The following is a 15,144-nucleotide window of genomic DNA, read 5'->3' on the forward strand; positions in this document are numbered from 1 at the left end:
CCTCTTGACGCCGCCTCGAAAGCCAGATATGTGACCGAGCACGCCCGTGTGAGCCGCCGCACGCCAGCCGGCTGGGCCGCCGCCGGACGTCAGCGGCGCCGGCCCAGGGTGGCGAGCAGGGCGACCGCGCCGACCGCCACCACCAAGCCGGCCAGCACCGCGAGCAGGAAAGGCTGGCCGGCGGTCCGGCCGGCTGCGGTGATCAGCAGCACCACCAGCACCGCCGAGGCGAGCAGCACCGCCGCCACCCGGGTGGACCAGCGCACCACGACCTCGGGGGCCAGCACCACGTCGTACGGCACGGCGGCGGCCAGCGCGGCGAGACTGTGGGTCAGGTACAGCAGCGCGCCGACCGCTGACAGCCGCCACAGCTGCACCGGGGTCCCGTACCAGGTGGTGGCGAGCACCCAGCCGCCGATCCCGACCAGGATCGTCACCGTCGGCGCGTGCCCGCGCGGCGCCAACGCCGGCAGCAGCGCAACGGCGAGCAGCACCGGCCCGGCCCGGCCGAGGAAGACTTCGGCCGGGTACGCGAGCCCGAATGCGAGCAGCGCGGTGACCGCCACCACGCCCCGCAGCAGTACCGGCGCGAGGGTGACCCGGGTGAATCCGGTGCGCACCGCCGCCACCCGGTCCCGGGTCGCGGTGATCATCGCAGCACCGCCTTCGGCGCCGACGCCAGCCGGGCCACGTCCCGTAGCACCTGGTCGAGGCTTCCAGCCCCGGCCCAGTTCACCACCGGTACGCCGTGTTCGCGCAGCTGCCCGACGGTGTTTTCCCGGTCCAGCCGCCACAGCCGGTACGCCACCTCGGTCCACTGACCCTGCCGGGGCGGCGGCGCCACCGTGGTGGGCAGCGTGTCGACGGCGACGACGATCCGGCCCGACCGGGCCATCCGGGCCAGCATCTCCGCCGAACGCGGGTCCACCAGGGGGGTCAGCACCACGACCAGCGCGTCAGAGGAGAGCAGCTGCGGGCCGAAGACCTGGTCGTACGGTTCGTACGGGGTGGGCCGCACCTCGACGTCGAGCAGCCACTCCAGAACCGTCAGGTACTGCCGGCGGCCGGTGGCCGGGCGGAGCCGGCGGGCCGTCGGCCCATACTCCAGCATCGAGACCCGGTCACCGCGGTGCAGGTAGTGTTCCGCGATCGCGGCCGCCGCCCGGACCGTGGTGTCCAGCACCGACGCACCGCCGGACACCCCACCGGAGCGGCCGACCTCGGTGAGGACGTCGAGCAGCAGCACCACCTCGGCGTCACGGTCGGACAGGGTCGCGGCGACGTGCAGCTGTCGGGCCCGCAGCGACACCCGCCAGTCGATGCGGCGCAGCCGGTCGCCGGGGCCGAAGATGCGCACCCCGGCCAGTTCACCGCCCTCCCCCGGCCGGCGGGACCGGTGCCCGCCGACCAGCCCGGCGGCGCGGGGCATCGCCTCGTCGGCGTTGAACGGGTCGATCACCGGGTAGACCGGCACCCGGACCGGTTCGGCGACCACCGGCCGGCAGGACAGTAGCCCGTCGCAGGCGATCGCCCGCGCGGCGACCGGCCCGACCGGCTGCCGGCCCCAGCGCAGCGCCACCCCGGACAGTTCGAAACCGGCCGCCGAGCCGGTCGGCACCGCCAGGCCGAACGGGCGGTCCGGCACCCCACCGCTGGGCCGGGGTCGGGCCGCCGCCAACCGTTCGAGCACCAGCAGCTGGCCGCCGCCGGGTGACGGGTCGATCGAGATCGGCGCCAGCACCCCGACCTCGTCGATGCGCAGCCACGGCGACACCAACGCGCGTACCACCACCAGGTCGTAGTCGGCGTCGGCCGGGTTGGCGGTGGCGGCCCGGGCACCGACCTGACCGCCCTCGACGAGGTTGGCGTCGACCGCCCCGAGGTCCAGCACCGGCGCGGCGACCGGCCGGCGGCGCAGCGCGTACGCGGTGCCCAGCGCGAACGGGGTGGCCAGGGCGACCAGATCGACCCGACCGAGGATCACCCCGGTGATCAGCAGCAGCCCGGTGATCAGCACCGCCCGGCCCAGCGCCCGGGTCGGCTGCCATCGCGTGGCGGTCATCAGGTGCCGCCGGTCACGGTGCCCCGCGGCGGCCGGCCGCCGCGTTGCCCGGTGGGCCGAACCCGCCGCCGTAGCTGGGCAGCGCGCCGCTGGCCGGGGCCGGGGTCTGCGCCAGTACCTCGCCGACCACGAACGACGGATCCACCCGGCGCAGCCACATCTCCGGCCGCAGGGTGATCCGGTGTGCCAGTACGGGGGCGGCGACCTCCTTGACGTCCTCCGGCACGACGAAGTCCCGGCCGGCGAGCACCGCCCTGGCCCGGGCCAGCAGCAGCAGCGCCAGCGAACCCCGGGGCGACGCTCCGACCAGGACCGACGGGTGGTCCCGGGTGGCTGCGGTGAGGGCCACGATGTACCGGCCGATGGAGTCCTCGACCACCACGTTCTCCAGCGCCGCCTGCATGGCCCGCAGCCCGGCCGCGTCGACCACGGCGGCCAGTTCGGTCTCCTCCTGGCGGCGGGAGATACGCCGACGCAGCACCTCCCACTCCTCCTCGTGGGTGGGGTAGCCGAACGACACCCGCAGCAGGAACCGGTCCAGCTGCGCCTCGGGCAGCGGGTAGGTCCCCTCGTACTCGATCGGGTTGGCAGTGGCCAGCACGTGGAACGGCGCCTCCAGCCGGTAGGTCACCCCCTCGACCGACACCTGCTTCTCCTGCATCGCCTCCAGCAGCGCCGACTGGGTCTTCGGCGGTGTCCGGTTGATCTCGTCGGCGAGCAGCAAATTGGTGAACAGTGGACCGGCCCGGAAAGTGAAGTCGGCGCTGCGCTGGTCGTAGAGGAACGAACCGGTGACGTCGGCCGGCAGCAGGTCGGGGGTGAACTGCAGCCGACGGAAGTCCAGCCCCAACGCCTGGGCGAACGACCGGGCGGTCAACGTCTTACCCAGCCCGGGGAGGTCCTCCAGCAGCACGTGCCCACCGGCGAGGATGCCGGCGAGGACCAACTCCAGCGCGTCCCGCTTGCCGACCAGCACGGTGCCGACCGAGTCCAGTACGGCGTGCGCGAGCCGGCTGACCTCGGTGGTCGGGGCTGCCACCACGTCGTTCATATCTTCTCCAATTTGCTGACGAACACCGCGCAGTCCTTGGCCGACGACTTACGCCGAGCCGGGGTGTTCAGGAAGTTCCACAGTTCGTCCCCGCAGATCTCCCGGGCCCGTTGTGGGTCGGTGGCCCGGGTCAGCCCGTACCGGTGCCGTAGCCGCTCGTCGACCAGCTCGCCGAGCACCGGCAAGGTCACCTCGGCGAACCGGCCCGCGTCGCCCTGACCGGCCCGCAGCCGGCGCTCCCACCGGCCGACCGCCTCCCGCAGGCCGTCCTCGCCACCGAAGACGTAGCTGCCGTCCTCCGGGTCGGAGCCGACCCGGCGCAGCTTGACCGGGGGCGGGGCGGCGACCGACCGTACGGTGCGGCGCAGCACCACCAGCGCGAGGCAGCCAGCGAAGACCGCCTCGATCGGCACCGTCAGGCCGAACAGCCGCAGCCCGAGCAGGATGGCAGCGGTGCCGGCGGCGGCCAGCGCCAGCGCCGTCAGCCAGGACCGGACCCGGCCGGGGGCGCGACGCTCGCGGGGCGGCGCCTCCTCGTCGTGGTAGAGCAGGTCGTCGATGCTGGTCTGCGGGTCACTCACCGGCCGGCCCGCCTTCGCCGGGGCCGACCGCGGCGGTCAGCTCGGTACGCAACCGACGCAGCGCCCACCGCGCCTGCTCCCGGGTCCGTTCGTCGACGTCGTGCCGGGCGTAGCGGGCCTCGCGGTAGACGCCCGCGAACGCCGACAGCACCTCGGCGCTGATCTCGTGCCCGGCGAGCAGCCGGGTGACCAGGTCGGTCGACGTGTCGCCGATCTGGCGGGGGGTGCCGGCTGCGGCGGCGGCCTGCTCCAGCCGTACCCAGCAGGCGATCACCGCCCGGCGCGGGTCGGCGTCGGCGGCGGAGAGCTCGACCAGGCCGGCGTCGACAGCGGCGACCACCTCGGCGGTGCTGGCCGGGCCGGGCCCTGTGGTGCTCCGCCGGCGGATACCGACCGGGTTCGGCCGGGGCCGGCGCCGCACCACGTCACGCAGCAGGGTCCACAGCAGCAGGCCGGCGACAACCAGCACGGTGAGGCCGCACAGCGCCCCGGCGAGCAGCGGAACCCAGGACGGAAGCTGCTGCTGGTCGGCGGCGGCGAAGTCGTCCGGCGGCGGCTGGTACGTCGGCGCCGTCTGCGGCTGCTGGTAGTCCGGCAGCGCGGGGATGTCCCGTTCGACGGTGGCGTCGGTGCGGCCGACCGGCAGGGTGGAGTTCGCCGCCGCGACCGCGGTCAGCGCGAGAAGTACGGCGACGGCGGCGAGTGGCCACAGCCTGCGGATAGCCGCGGAATCCATTGCCGGCGGGTGCCCCCTCGGGTCCTCCAGTGGTCGTCTCGGCCCGGTCAAATCCGCCCCGCCAGGCGATTCACCTCGGTGAACACCTCGTCGAGCATGGCAGGAGTGAGCCGTCCGGTGAACGTGTTCTGCTGGCTGACGTGGTAGCAGCCCAGCACGTCGGGCACCGCCCCGCCGCCCGACCAGTGTGCCCCATGGCCGAACACCGGCCGGGGTGTGGGCGGTCGTCGCCCGTACACCCGGGTCATCGCCGGCCACCAGGCGGCCCAGGCGAACGCGCCGAGCGCGACCACCACCCGCAGCGTCGGTCTCAGCAGGGCGATCTCCCGGTGCAGCCAGGGCGCACAGGTGTCCCGTTCGGCCGGGGTGGGCCGGTTCGCTGGCGGGGCGCAGCGGACGGCGGCCACCACCCGGGTGTCCGACAGCCGCAGACCGTCATCGACAGCGACGCTGGTCGGCTGGTTGGCCAGCCCGGCGCGGTGCAGGGCGGCGAACAGCACGTCGCCGGAGCGGTCGCCGGTGAAGACCCGGCCGGTGCGGTTGCCGCCGTGCGCCGCCGGTGCCAGCCCGAGGATCGCGATCCGGGCGTCCGGCGGCCCGAAGCCGGGCACCGGACGGCCCCAGTAGGTCTGGTCACGAAACGCCGCGCGCTTTGTCGCGGCGACCTCTTCCCGCCAGGCGACCAGGTTCGGGCAGGCCCGGCAGCCGGCAATCGTGTGGTCCAGCGTCGGCAGGTCCGGCACCCGCGCCGCCGCGCTGGTCACGTGGGCCGCGCTGGTCACGTGGGCTGCGGTACCGGTCACCACGGCTCCTTCCGACGTCGGTCGGCCAGCAGACGGCGCACCGCGAGACCGAGACCGAGACCGGCCGGCCGGCCGTGACGTCAGCCGAGTCGGGTCCGGAACATCTCCAAGGTCCGCGCCCAGGCACGCTTCGACGCGTCGTCGTCGTACGACTCCGGCCGGTCGTCATTGAAGAACGCGTGCCGGGTGCCAGGGTAGTCGTAGATTACGCAGCCGCCGCCGGCCGCCTCAATGTAGCCCTTGGCCTGCTGGATCCCGTCGGCGGCGGAGGTGCCGTCCTGCTCCGAGCAGTGGATCATCGCCGACTTGCCGGCGTAGCCCGCCCAGTCGGGACGCATCCGCTCCCACGGCAACGCCGGGTAGAACCCGGCGGTGGCGACGATCCGCCCGGTGAGCGTGGCCGACCAGAGCGCCAGGCTACCGCCAGCGCAGAAGCCGACCGTACCGACGGTGTCGCCCGCCGACTCGGCCCGGCCGGCGAGGTACTCGGCGGCGCCGGCGATGTCCTTGGCCGCCTGGTCCATCGCCAGGCCCATCAGCAGCCGGCGGGCGTCGTCCGGCTCGGTCGCCTGTACGCCGTGGTAGAGGTCGGGAGCGAGGGCCACGAACCCCGCCTCGGCTAGCCGGTCGGCGACCGCGGTGATGTGCGGCACCAGCCCCCACCATTCCTGGATCACGATGACCGCAGGTGCGGCGCCCGCCGCGCCGCCCTCCCCGGGTGCCGGTGGCAGGGCCAGGTATCCCTCGCTGGTCCCGCCGTTGCTGCGGTAGCTCACCATCTCGCCCATGGGGGTCCTCCTGTCGGTCAGTCATCGTTGGCTGGCGCGCAGTGGGGCACGTGTCCGGTAGCCTGACACGCGCCGTGGGGCCGGGGAAGGCGCGCGGAGGGTGGCGTACGCCTCTTGGTGAGCTGCGGTACGTCTGCCGGTCACCGCAAGCTCAGGCAGATCCCGTCCAGGATGTCGTGCTCACTGGCCACCACCGACGACACGTCGGCGCGTTCCATGACGATCCGCAGCACCAGGGCGCCGGCGGCGATCACGTCGGCCCGGCCCGGGTGCATCACCGGGATCCGCAGCCGCTGCCCGACCGGCATGGCCAGCAGGTCGGCGGTCACCTCGGCCACCTGGTCGTAGCTGATCCTGGCGTGGTGCAGCCGGTCCGCCCGGTAGCTGTCCAGCCGCAGCGCGATCCCGGCCACCGTGGTCACCGACCCGGCGAGCCCGACCAGCGTCGGCGGCGGGCCGGACCGGTCCGGCCCGAGCACCACCGACAGCGCCCGGTCGACCGCCGCCGCGATGTCGCGTCCGGCGGCGGCGATCTGGGCGGCGGTCGGCGGATCGGCACGCAGGTGCCGCTCGGTCATCCGTACGCAGCCGACGTCCACCGACACCGCCCGGTGCACCGTGTCGGTGCCGACGACGAACTCGCTCGACCCGCCGCCGATGTCCACCACCAGGTACGGTGCCGGCGCGGTGGCGGCCAGCCCACCGACCGCCCCGGCGAAGGTGAGCCGGGCCTCCTCGTCGCCGGTCACCACCTCCGGGGTCACTCCGAGGGTGGCCTGCACCATCGCCACGAACTCGGCGGCGTTGTCGGCGTCGCGGCTGGCCGAGGTGGCGCACATCCGCACCCGCTCGACGCCGTGCGCGGCCAGCTCGGCGGCGTACCCGGTGAGGGCCTGCCGGGTCCGTTCGATGGCCGCCGGGGCGAGCCGGCGGGTCCGGTCGACGCCTTCCCCGAGCCGGACGATCTCCATCCGACGAACCACGTCGGTCAGCGGCGCGGCGACCGACCCGGCCGGCGAACCGGCTCCCGTGACCGGGCCGGGCCGGGATTCTGCCGGCTGCCACGGGTCCGGCAGGTCCGCGATCAGCAACCGGACCGCGTTGGTGCCACAGTCGATGCCCGCCACCCGCGTCGCCACACCGGACACCGTACCGGGTGCGTAGCCGCTGCCGGGCCGGCGGCCGACGCCGTCGGGCGCGGGTGCGGTGCACGTCAGCGCAGGTGCAGCAGCATCCGGGTGTTGCCGAGAGTGTTCGGCTTGACCCGCTCCAACCCGAGGAACTCGGCGACGCCCTCGTCGTACGAACGCAGCAGTTGCTCGTAGACCTGGGCCGGCACCGGGGCCCCGTCGATCTCGACGAACCCGAAGCTGGCGAAGAACCTGGTCTCGAAGGTGAGCACGAACACCCGGGCCACGCCCAGCTGACGGGCGACGGCGAGCAGCTCCGTCACGATCCGGTGCCCGATCCGCCGGCCCCGGCACTGCGGGTCGACCGCGACGGTACGGATCTCCGCCAGGTCCTCCCACATCACGTGCAGCGCGCCGCAGCCGACGATCACCCCGTCCGCCGGCTGCTCGGCGACCCAGAACTCCTGGACGTCCTCGAACAGCGTGACCGTAGCCTTGCTGAGCAGCCGACGGTCCGGGCTGTACAGGTCAATCAGCCGGCGGATGCCTCGTACGTCGCGGGTCCGGGCCCGCCGGACGACCAGGCCGGCCTCGGATCCGGGATCCGTCACGCCGGTCACCTAGTCCGACTCCGACGGCGGTACGCAGGGGCCGCCGGCCCACCAGGGGCCGATCAGCTCCCGCACCCGGTCGCCGACCGGGTTGACGCCGGGGCCGACGGCGAGCGCGTGACCCAGGTGGACGTGCAGGCACTTGACTCGGCCCGGCATGCCGCCGGCCGACACTCCGGCGATCTCCGGGACGTGGCCGATCGCCTCCCGCCGGGCGAGGTAGTCCTCGTGCGCCGCCCGGTAGTCGGCGGCGAACTCGGGATCCTCGGCCAGCTCGGCGGCGTACTTACGCATCAGTCCGGCCGATTCAAGCCGACTGCAGGCCGATGTCGCCCGGGGGCAGGTGAGATAGAACAGGGTCGGGAACGGCGTGCCGTCGGCGAGCCGGGGCACCGTCTCGACCACGTCGGGCAGTTGACACGGACAGCGGTGGGCGACCGCCCGGGTGCCGCGCGGCGGCCGGCCGAGCTGCGCGGCGACCGCCGCGAGATCACGTTCGTCGGCTGCTTCACTCACCGATTCGTTCACCGGTTCGCTCACCGAGAGATGCCCTCCGCGTCGGCGGCCTGCACGCTCGACCAGAGCGTGTCGTACCACGGGCCGGCCGGGCCGTCGCGCTCACCGGCCGGCTCGACCGGCTCGCCTGAGTAGCGGGCGGCACCGTCCGGATCGTGCAGCACCAGCAGCGGGACCTCACCCGGGTAGACCATGTAGAACCGCCGCTTCGCCTCGATCCGGATGAAGTCCGGGTCCTGCCAGCGCTCGGCCTGCGCGTTGAGCTCGGCGATCCGCTCGCGCTGGGCCTGCTGGGCCTGCTCGATGCGGGCGATGTCGGACTGCTGGGCCAGGTAGACCCGCACCGGATAGGTGTACGCCAGCGCCAGAGCGACCAGCACCACCAGCAGCACGGTCGCCCGGCCGGTGAACCGGTTGGGCTGCGGCGCGGTGGTCCGCTTGACCGGGCCGCCGGGCACCCGGCGGCCGGCGGCCGGCCGCCGGCTGGCCGGGCGACCCGGGTCACCGGAGCGGCCCGCAGCGGAGCGGGGCGCTACGACCCGGTCGGCACCCGCCGACCGGGTCGCTCTGCCGCGCTGGTCGGCCCGGGAGCCGCTGTCGCGGCCGGCGAGCCGCAGTGGCCCGCGCGAGCCGGACCGGCCGGGCTGTCCCGGCCGGCGGGCCGGGCCCTGACCACTCGGTGTGCGCCGTTGCGGCACCGTCGTCACACCCCTCCCAGGCGGTTGGCTGTACGGGACCGGTCGGGTGCGCCGACGGCTGGTCGAACCGTCGGCGCGCCGGGACCGGTCGGACCGGACCCGGTCACCAGGACCGGGCCGGTCGAACCGGCGGGACGCTACTAGGCGGAACGGTACCTCGGGAACGCACCGGCCCCGGCGTAGCGCGCCGCGTCGGCCAGCTCCTCCTCGATCCGCAGCAGCTGGTTGTACTTGGCCACCCGCTCGGAGCGGGCCGGTGCGCCGGTTTTGATCTGACCGCAGCCGGTGGCTACCGCCAGGTCAGCGATCGTGGTGTCCTCGGTCTCACCGGACCGGTGGCTCATCATGCAGCGGAAGTTGCTGCGGTGGGCCAGCTCGACCGCGTCGAACGTCTCGGTCAGCGAGCCGATCTGATTGACCTTGACCAGAACGGCGTTCGCCGCCTGCTCGGCGATGCCCCGGGCGATCCGCTCCGGGTTGGTGACGAACAGGTCGTCGCCGACGATCTGAATCCGGTCGCCGAGCGCGGCGGTCATCGCCGACCAGCCAGCCCAGTCGTCCTCGCCCAACGGGTCCTCGATGGACACGATCGGGTACTCGCCGACCAGCTTGGTGTAGTAGGCGACCATCTCGTCGGAGGTCTTGCCGGCGCCTTCGAAGACGTACGCGCCGTCGCGGTAGAACTCGGTGGCGGCGACGTCGAGCGCCAGCACGATGTCGGTGCCGAGCTGGTAGCCGGCGGCGCCGACCGCCTCGGCGATCAGGTCCAGCGCGGCGGCGTTGGTGGGCAGGTCCGGGGCGAAGCCACCCTCGTCACCGAGGCCGGTGGCCAGGCCCTTCTTCTTCAGCACCGACTTGAGCTTGTGGTAGACCTCGGCACCGCAGCGCAACGCCTCCCGGAAGGTCGGCGCGCCGATCGGGGCGATCATGAACTCCTGCACGTCGACGTTGGAGTCGGCGTGTGCACCGCCGTTGAGGATGTTCATCATCGGCACCGGCAGCAGGTGGGCGTTCGGCCCACCGAGGTACCGGAAGAGGCTCAGCTCGGCGCTGTTCGCGGCGGCCTTCGCGACCGCCAGGGAAACGCCGAGAATGGCGTTCGCGCCCAGCCCGGACTTGTCCGCGGTGCCGTCCAGATCCAGCATCTTCTGGTCGATCAGCCGCTGCTCGCTCGCCTCGAAACCGACCAGCTGGTCGACGATGCGCTCCTCGATGTTGGCCACCGCCTGCTCGACGCCCTTGCCGGAGTAACGGTCCGCGTCGCCGTCACGCAGCTCGATCGCCTCGAAGGCCCCGGTGGACGCGCCGGACGGCACCGCAGCGCGGGCGATGGTGCCGTCGTCAAGCCCGATTTCGACCTCGACGGTCGGATTGCCGCGCGAATCGAGAATCTCCCTGGCGACGATTCCCTCGATGGTAGCCACTGTGTCGCTCCTCGTGATCAAGTCCCGCAAGGCCGCGACGGTGCGGCCGACCGTTCCGGTGGCAGCGTATCGGGCGACGGTGACGTTGCGGGCGCTGGCTTCCGAAACGCGGGATGTACGCGTCGGGAACCACCCGGATCTGGCATCGATCTCATTTACTGACATTGATGTCAATCGGTTTGCGGTAGGTGGACAGGATCGGTCACCCTGTCACCATGCGTGCAACGGAGAACCGGTTCCGCCGCGCCGCAGCGGCCACCGCCGCCGGCACGCTGCTGCTGGTCGCCGGCTGCCAGACCATCGCCGACGCCGGCCAGACCATCGAGCCGGCCGACCTGGTCAACGAGCTGGCCGCCCGACTCGACGGGGCCAGGGCGTTGACCTACTCGGCCGAGTACCAGCTGGTCGGCGGGGCCAGTGCCAGCATTGTGCAGGCGCAGACCCCACAACGTACGGCGTACGTCTACCCGGGCGGCAAGCTGATCGTCACCGACGAGACCACCACCGAGTGTGACACCGACGACTCCCCGCCGGTCTGCACCCTGACCAGCGGGCCGTCCCCGTCCGCCCAACCAGATCCGGAGCTGTTCACCGACGCCAACGCCGGAGGCCTGGTCACCCCACCGGTGGTGATCACGCTACTCAACGCCACCGCGCTGGATCCGGCGGCCGTGGTGAGCCAGAACGACACCACGATCGCCGGCCGACACGCCACCTGTGTGCAGGTCAGCCAGGTGCAGGGGGCGGCGGCGTCCCGATTCGACGTGTGTGTCACCACCGAAGGCGCGCTGGGCAGTTTCAGCGGGGTGGTCGATGGACAGACCGTCGAATTCGCGATAAGCCGGTACAGTGACACTGCCGACGAGACCGCCTTCACGCTCCCCCACGGAGCGCGGTCCGTCGACCGTCGACCCGGCCCCGCGTAACGGGCCGCCCGTGGCCGATCCAACCCCGCCCAGCGATCCAACCCCGCCCAGCAGATTCGTTCCCGATGCCCGGGTGGGCCGGGGCGCCGACCCGGCCGATCCGTGCCTGGTGGTGGCCGGCCGCCGACTGCTGGTCGGCGCCAACGGCGGACTACCGTCGGTGGCCGATCTACCGGCCAGCACCGAGTGGGTGCCGCTGGGCAGCCTGGACGGCGCCCGGGTGTGGGCAGCCGGCCTGCCCGCCGTCGACGATCAGCTCGGCGGCTGGCGGAGCTGGCCGGCGATGGCCGGTGAGCTGGGTGAGCCACTCGCCGCGCTCGCCGGACGCGCTCTGCAGGTGATCACCTGGCGGCGTACCCACCGGTTCTGCGGCGGTTGCGCCACCGAACTGGCCGACGTTCCCGGCGAGCATGCCCGCCGCTGTCCCGGCTGCAATCTGTACGTACCGATGCAGCTCTCCCCCGCCGTCCTGGCTGCGATCACCCGCACCACCCACGTCGGCGCAGCCGAGCTGCTGCTGGTCCGGCACGCCTACGGCGCCACCGCGATCTGGGCGCTGGTGGCCGGCTTCGTCGAGGCCGGCGAAACCCTGGAGGAGGCGGTGCATCGGGAGGTCGACGAGGAGGTCGGGCTGGCTGTGCACGACATCGCCTACTTCGGCAGCCAGCCGTGGGCGATGTCCGGCCCCGGCGTGGTGCTCGCCGGTTTCACCGCCCGCGCCGGGCCGGACGCCGAACCGGTCGTCGACGGCCGGGAGATCGCCGAGGCCCGGTGGTTCGCTCTGAACGACCTGCCGGCCGAGCTGCCGGCAACGTACTCGATCTCCCGCTGGCTGATCGAACACCAGCGGGGCGGCGGCCGGTCAGATCGGCATTGAGAGCCTTGCCGCCCTAAACGGCGGCCTTCGTGCCGTCCGGCATGACCGCGAAGTGCGTCAGCCCCAGCGGACCGTGCGGCCGCCGATCTTCGGCGGCCGCAGACGACCGTTGTCCAGCACCGTGAACCGGGAATCACGGGTGAAGAAGTTGCGGTACGCGGTGTTCAGGTCCGCGAGGGCCTGCCACGACACCACCGCCGACACCTCGCCCAGCCACGCCCCGCTCCGGAGTCGCCCTGGCCCACGTGATGACCCACTACGACAACTCGGCGTCCCGACACGTACGGCAGGCCCTGCCCACGGGCGGCCCGCCGGACGCGCAGCCCGTCGTTGAACACCACCCGCGCGCATCCGAACACCTTCGCCAGCGCGACCCGCTGGCCGGGCGCCGGACAGCCCCGGAACCGCTACCGGAGCCGCACGAAACACACGACACCAAGTTGGCCTATGCCACAACTCGACGGTATCCGCACCTCCCGACCTGGTGCGCCACTACCACCGGGCCAACAAGCTCTGGTCGGGCTCGTACGTTGCCGGCTCCGTCGGCCGCCGCCACCGGGCATCGTGAAGCAGTACATTGAGCAGCAAAACCGGCCAGGTCAGAGCACTACTCGGGCCCTGGCGGGCCGCCCAGCGCGGGCCTTCACCCCCGGCCTGAAGGCCGGAGCACCGGCCCGCATTCCTGTAGCGCCGGCAGATGCCGCGGCGGCGGGGAGCCGTGCGCCAGCATCGCGTCGTGCCACTGCCGGGCCGGTACGCCGGCTGGCCGCGCCGCCGCCACCTGCGCCACCTCGGCGTAGCCCACGAAGTACGTGGACAGCTGGGTGGAGGTCAGCAACGCTCGACGCCACTTGCCGGCCGCTTCGCCCTCCTCCTGGAAGCCCCGACCGGTCATCAGCGCCATCGCCTCGGCCTGCGGCAGCTCCGCGCAGTGCGTCAGCTGGTCCAGGATCGCGTTGATGGTCATCCGCAGCTGCATCTTCAACTGCTGCAGCCGTACCGGCAGGCCACCGAACCCGGCGTCGACCATCATCTCCTCGGCGTACACCGCCCAGCCCTCGACGAACGGCCCGGACCGGCCGACCGCCCGCACCCGGGTGGTGCCGAGAAACCGGCGGGCGTGCGCCAACTGCAGGAAGTGCCCCGGCATCGCCTCGTGCACGGTCAGGTTACGCACCATGTGGTCGTTGTACTCGCGGTAGAACGACTCGACCCGCTCAGCGGGCCAATCCGTCGGCGTCGGCGCGATGCAGTAGAACGTCGGCACGTCGGCTCGCTCCAGCGCCCCAGGCGGGTCGCAGTAGGCCACCGCGACGCCCCGGGCGAACTCCGGCATCTCCTGGATCACGCACCGGTCGTCCACCATCGACACCAGATCGTGGGCGGCGACGAACTCGGTGGTCTCCCGCATCGCGGTCTGCGCCAGCGACACAATGGACGAGTCGTCCGGATGCTCGGCGGCCAGCCGGGCCAACGCGGCGCGTACCGTGTCGTCGGTGGCCGGCCCACCGGTCAGTTCCGCCGCCGCCGCCCGGATCTCGCCGGTCACCCGCTCCAGATTCGCCCAGGCCCGGTCCAGCACGTCGGCGGCGGTCAGCTCGGTGTCCAGGGTGTGCCACAGCTGGGCCTCCCACAGCCGCCGGCCCAGCCGTGGGTCCCGCCGGTCGACGTCGCGGTCCAGGCTGTCGCGCAGCCAGCCGGCAAACTCGTCCAACGCGAACGCCGCCTCGGCCGCCAGCGGCTCGACCTTGTCCCGCAGCCCCGGCTCCTCGGCCAGCAGCCCCGGCACCTGGTCTCGGACCAGCGCGGCGGTGCCGGCGAACTGGCCGGCGGCGGTCTCCGCGTGGATCGCCGGCACGCCGCGCAGCGTCTCGCGCGCGGTGGCCAGCACGTCCGGTACGGCGCCGAGCCGTCCGGCCAGGCTGGTCAGCCGCTGCGCGGCCGGCGCGAACGGGCGGGCGATCAGCCCGTGCAGCAGCGGCCCCGGATTGTAGACCAGCGGATTCCACTCCCGGGCACGCACCTCGGTCAGCTCGAACAGCCGCCGGTCGACGATCGACGACAGGATCGCGTGATCCACCCGCTCCTGGGCGGACAGTGTGTCCGCGTCCACCTCGGCGAGCGCGTTGGTAGCGTCCAGCAGCATCGTCGCGGTGGCGGCGACGCCATTGACGGACAGGTCCGGCAACCGGTCGTCGTAGCGGTGGTCACCGGCCGACGACGCCAGGACCGGATCGCTGGCCAGCAGCGCGTCGATGATGCGTTCAGCCAGAGGTACGAACGACGCCATGCCACCGACCCTAGGCCATCCCACCGACGCTATGCGCCGATCAACCCGGCGAGTGTCCGGACCGGCGACTCCAGTTCGCCCGGTGAATGCGCGGCATAGCCGAGCACCGGTCCGGGCCGAGCCGCGGCCACGGCCAGCGCCGCGTCGTCGACCCCGGCCGGCAGCTCCAGCACCAGGGCCATATTGACCGAGCCGATGTACGCCACCTGGTCCGGTGCCACCCCTTGCCGGCAACCGACCGGCTCCCGGTCGTAGCGGAACTCGGCGTCGTAGCCGTCCTCGATGATCAACCCGCCGGTACGCCGGGCCCAATCGAGCAGCTCGTGACGGCGGTGCGGGGCCAGCACCACTCCGCCGATCCTCGATGCCGACCGTCGTCGCGCCGCGCTCCCGCAGTGCGGTGGCGAGCAAATCGAATGCCTGCACGGCGCCGGTGGTGACGAACAGCCGGGCCGGGTCGGTCCGGGCGGCCCTGACCCGGCTCAGGTAACCGGCCAGGCCGGTACGCAGCCGCAGCACCGCCACCCGGTCCCCGGTCCCCGCCGGTCCGTGCAGTGGTCCTCGCGGCGGGTCCGGTGGGGTGTGCTGAGCCGCCGAGGGCTGGTTGCTGGCCCGACGGGGTGCCGGCACCCCGTCGGGCCAGCAACCAGC

The 15,144-nt window shown here is 73.1% G+C and carries 18 protein-coding genes; 2 read left to right on the plus strand and 16 right to left on the minus strand.

What is annotated here, in order from left to right; genetic code table 11:
* Positions 1 to 89 precede the first annotated feature (89 nt).
* The 12 genes from ACFHW1_RS20925 to eno form a co-directional block, all read right to left on the minus strand.
* Positions 90 to 653, minus strand: a complete 564-nt coding sequence (locus ACFHW1_RS20925) for a hypothetical protein (protein ID WP_416556008.1) — start codon at positions 651 to 653, stop codon at positions 90 to 92.
* Complete coding sequence (locus tag ACFHW1_RS20930; protein ID WP_416556007.1) at positions 650 to 2,062, minus strand: DUF58 domain-containing protein; 1,413 nt, start codon at positions 2,060 to 2,062, stop codon at positions 650 to 652. The genes ACFHW1_RS20925 and ACFHW1_RS20930 overlap by 4 nt, the downstream gene beginning before the upstream one ends.
* 13 nt (positions 2,063 to 2,075) lie before the next feature.
* Positions 2,076 to 3,113, minus strand: a complete 1,038-nt coding sequence (locus ACFHW1_RS20935) for an AAA family ATPase (RefSeq protein ID WP_416556006.1) — start codon at positions 3,111 to 3,113, stop codon at positions 2,076 to 2,078.
* Complete coding sequence (locus ACFHW1_RS20940) at positions 3,110 to 3,694, minus strand: hypothetical protein (RefSeq protein WP_416567445.1); 585 nt, start codon at positions 3,692 to 3,694, stop codon at positions 3,110 to 3,112. The genes ACFHW1_RS20935 and ACFHW1_RS20940 overlap by 4 nt, the downstream gene beginning before the upstream one ends.
* Entirely contained in the window at positions 3,687 to 4,430 is a 744-nt protein-coding gene (locus ACFHW1_RS20945) for a DUF4129 domain-containing protein (protein WP_416556004.1), read from the minus strand. The genes ACFHW1_RS20940 and ACFHW1_RS20945 overlap by 8 nt, the downstream gene beginning before the upstream one ends.
* Before the next feature lie 47 nt (positions 4,431 to 4,477).
* Positions 4,478 to 5,233 (minus strand): uracil-DNA glycosylase, encoded by a 756-nt coding sequence (locus ACFHW1_RS20950; protein ID WP_416556003.1) that lies wholly within the window; start codon positions 5,231 to 5,233, stop codon positions 4,478 to 4,480.
* Between the two features lie 80 nt (positions 5,234 to 5,313).
* Positions 5,314 to 6,021: a dienelactone hydrolase family protein gene (locus ACFHW1_RS20955; protein ID WP_416556002.1), complete on the minus strand. Its 708-nt coding sequence runs from the start codon at positions 6,019 to 6,021 to the stop codon at positions 5,314 to 5,316.
* 140 nt (positions 6,022 to 6,161) lie between these two features.
* On the minus strand, positions 6,162 to 7,148 hold the full coding sequence (locus ACFHW1_RS20960) for an exopolyphosphatase (RefSeq protein ID WP_416556108.1): 987 nt from the start codon (positions 7,146 to 7,148) through the stop codon (positions 6,162 to 6,164).
* Positions 7,149 to 7,234: 86 nt separating this feature from the next.
* Positions 7,235 to 7,762 carry an amino-acid N-acetyltransferase gene (locus ACFHW1_RS20965; protein ID WP_416556001.1) on the minus strand — a complete coding sequence of 176 codons (528 nt, stop codon included), beginning with the start codon at positions 7,760 to 7,762 and terminating at the stop codon, positions 7,235 to 7,237.
* Positions 7,763 to 7,771: 9 nt separating this feature from the next.
* Positions 7,772 to 8,302 carry a DUF501 domain-containing protein gene (locus tag ACFHW1_RS20970; RefSeq protein WP_416556000.1) on the minus strand — a complete coding sequence of 177 codons (531 nt, stop codon included), beginning with the start codon at positions 8,300 to 8,302 and terminating at the stop codon, positions 7,772 to 7,774.
* On the minus strand, positions 8,299 to 8,976 hold the full coding sequence (locus ACFHW1_RS20975) for a septum formation initiator family protein (protein ID WP_416555999.1): 678 nt from the start codon (positions 8,974 to 8,976) through the stop codon (positions 8,299 to 8,301). The genes ACFHW1_RS20970 and ACFHW1_RS20975 overlap by 4 nt, the downstream gene beginning before the upstream one ends.
* A gap of 140 nt (positions 8,977 to 9,116) precedes the next feature.
* Positions 9,117 to 10,400: a phosphopyruvate hydratase gene (gene eno, locus ACFHW1_RS20980; protein ID WP_416555998.1), complete on the minus strand. Its 1,284-nt coding sequence runs from the start codon at positions 10,398 to 10,400 to the stop codon at positions 9,117 to 9,119.
* Between the two features lie 215 nt (positions 10,401 to 10,615).
* On the opposite strand from eno, the gene ACFHW1_RS20985 reads away from it, so the two are divergent.
* Positions 10,616 to 11,326 carry a hypothetical protein gene (locus ACFHW1_RS20985; RefSeq protein WP_416555997.1) on the plus strand — a complete coding sequence of 237 codons (711 nt, stop codon included), beginning with the start codon at positions 10,616 to 10,618 and terminating at the stop codon, positions 11,324 to 11,326.
* 10 nt (positions 11,327 to 11,336) lie between these two features.
* On the plus strand, positions 11,337 to 12,203 hold the full coding sequence (gene nudC / locus ACFHW1_RS20990; protein ID WP_416567442.1) for an NAD(+) diphosphatase: 867 nt from the start codon (positions 11,337 to 11,339) through the stop codon (positions 12,201 to 12,203).
* Between the two features lie 57 nt (positions 12,204 to 12,260).
* On the opposite strand, the gene ACFHW1_RS20995 is transcribed toward nudC, so the two are convergent.
* From ACFHW1_RS20995 to ACFHW1_RS21010, 4 genes are all read right to left on the minus strand, one after another.
* Positions 12,261 to 12,398, minus strand: a complete 138-nt coding sequence (locus ACFHW1_RS20995) for a hypothetical protein (protein WP_416555995.1) — start codon at positions 12,396 to 12,398, stop codon at positions 12,261 to 12,263.
* The gene (locus ACFHW1_RS21000; protein WP_416555994.1) at positions 12,368 to 12,562 is read right to left on the minus strand and encodes a helix-turn-helix domain-containing protein; all 195 of its coding nucleotides are present in this window, start codon (positions 12,560 to 12,562) and stop codon (positions 12,368 to 12,370) included. Before ACFHW1_RS21000 ends, ACFHW1_RS20995 begins: the two co-directional genes overlap by 31 nt.
* Before the next feature lie 284 nt (positions 12,563 to 12,846).
* The gene (locus ACFHW1_RS21005; RefSeq protein ID WP_416551390.1) at positions 12,847 to 14,493 is read right to left on the minus strand and encodes a DUF885 domain-containing protein; all 1,647 of its coding nucleotides are present in this window, start codon (positions 14,491 to 14,493) and stop codon (positions 12,847 to 12,849) included.
* A 29-nt stretch (positions 14,494 to 14,522) separates the two neighbouring features.
* Positions 14,523 to 14,840, minus strand: coding sequence for a hypothetical protein (locus ACFHW1_RS21010; protein ID WP_416551389.1), 318 nt, complete (start codon positions 14,838 to 14,840; stop codon positions 14,523 to 14,525).
* Positions 14,841 to 15,144 lie beyond the last annotated feature (304 nt).

It is taken from the genome of Micromonospora sp. LOL_014 (genome assembly GCF_048060245.1).
Taxonomy (GTDB): Bacteria; Actinomycetota; Actinomycetes; order Mycobacteriales; family Micromonosporaceae; genus Micromonospora_E.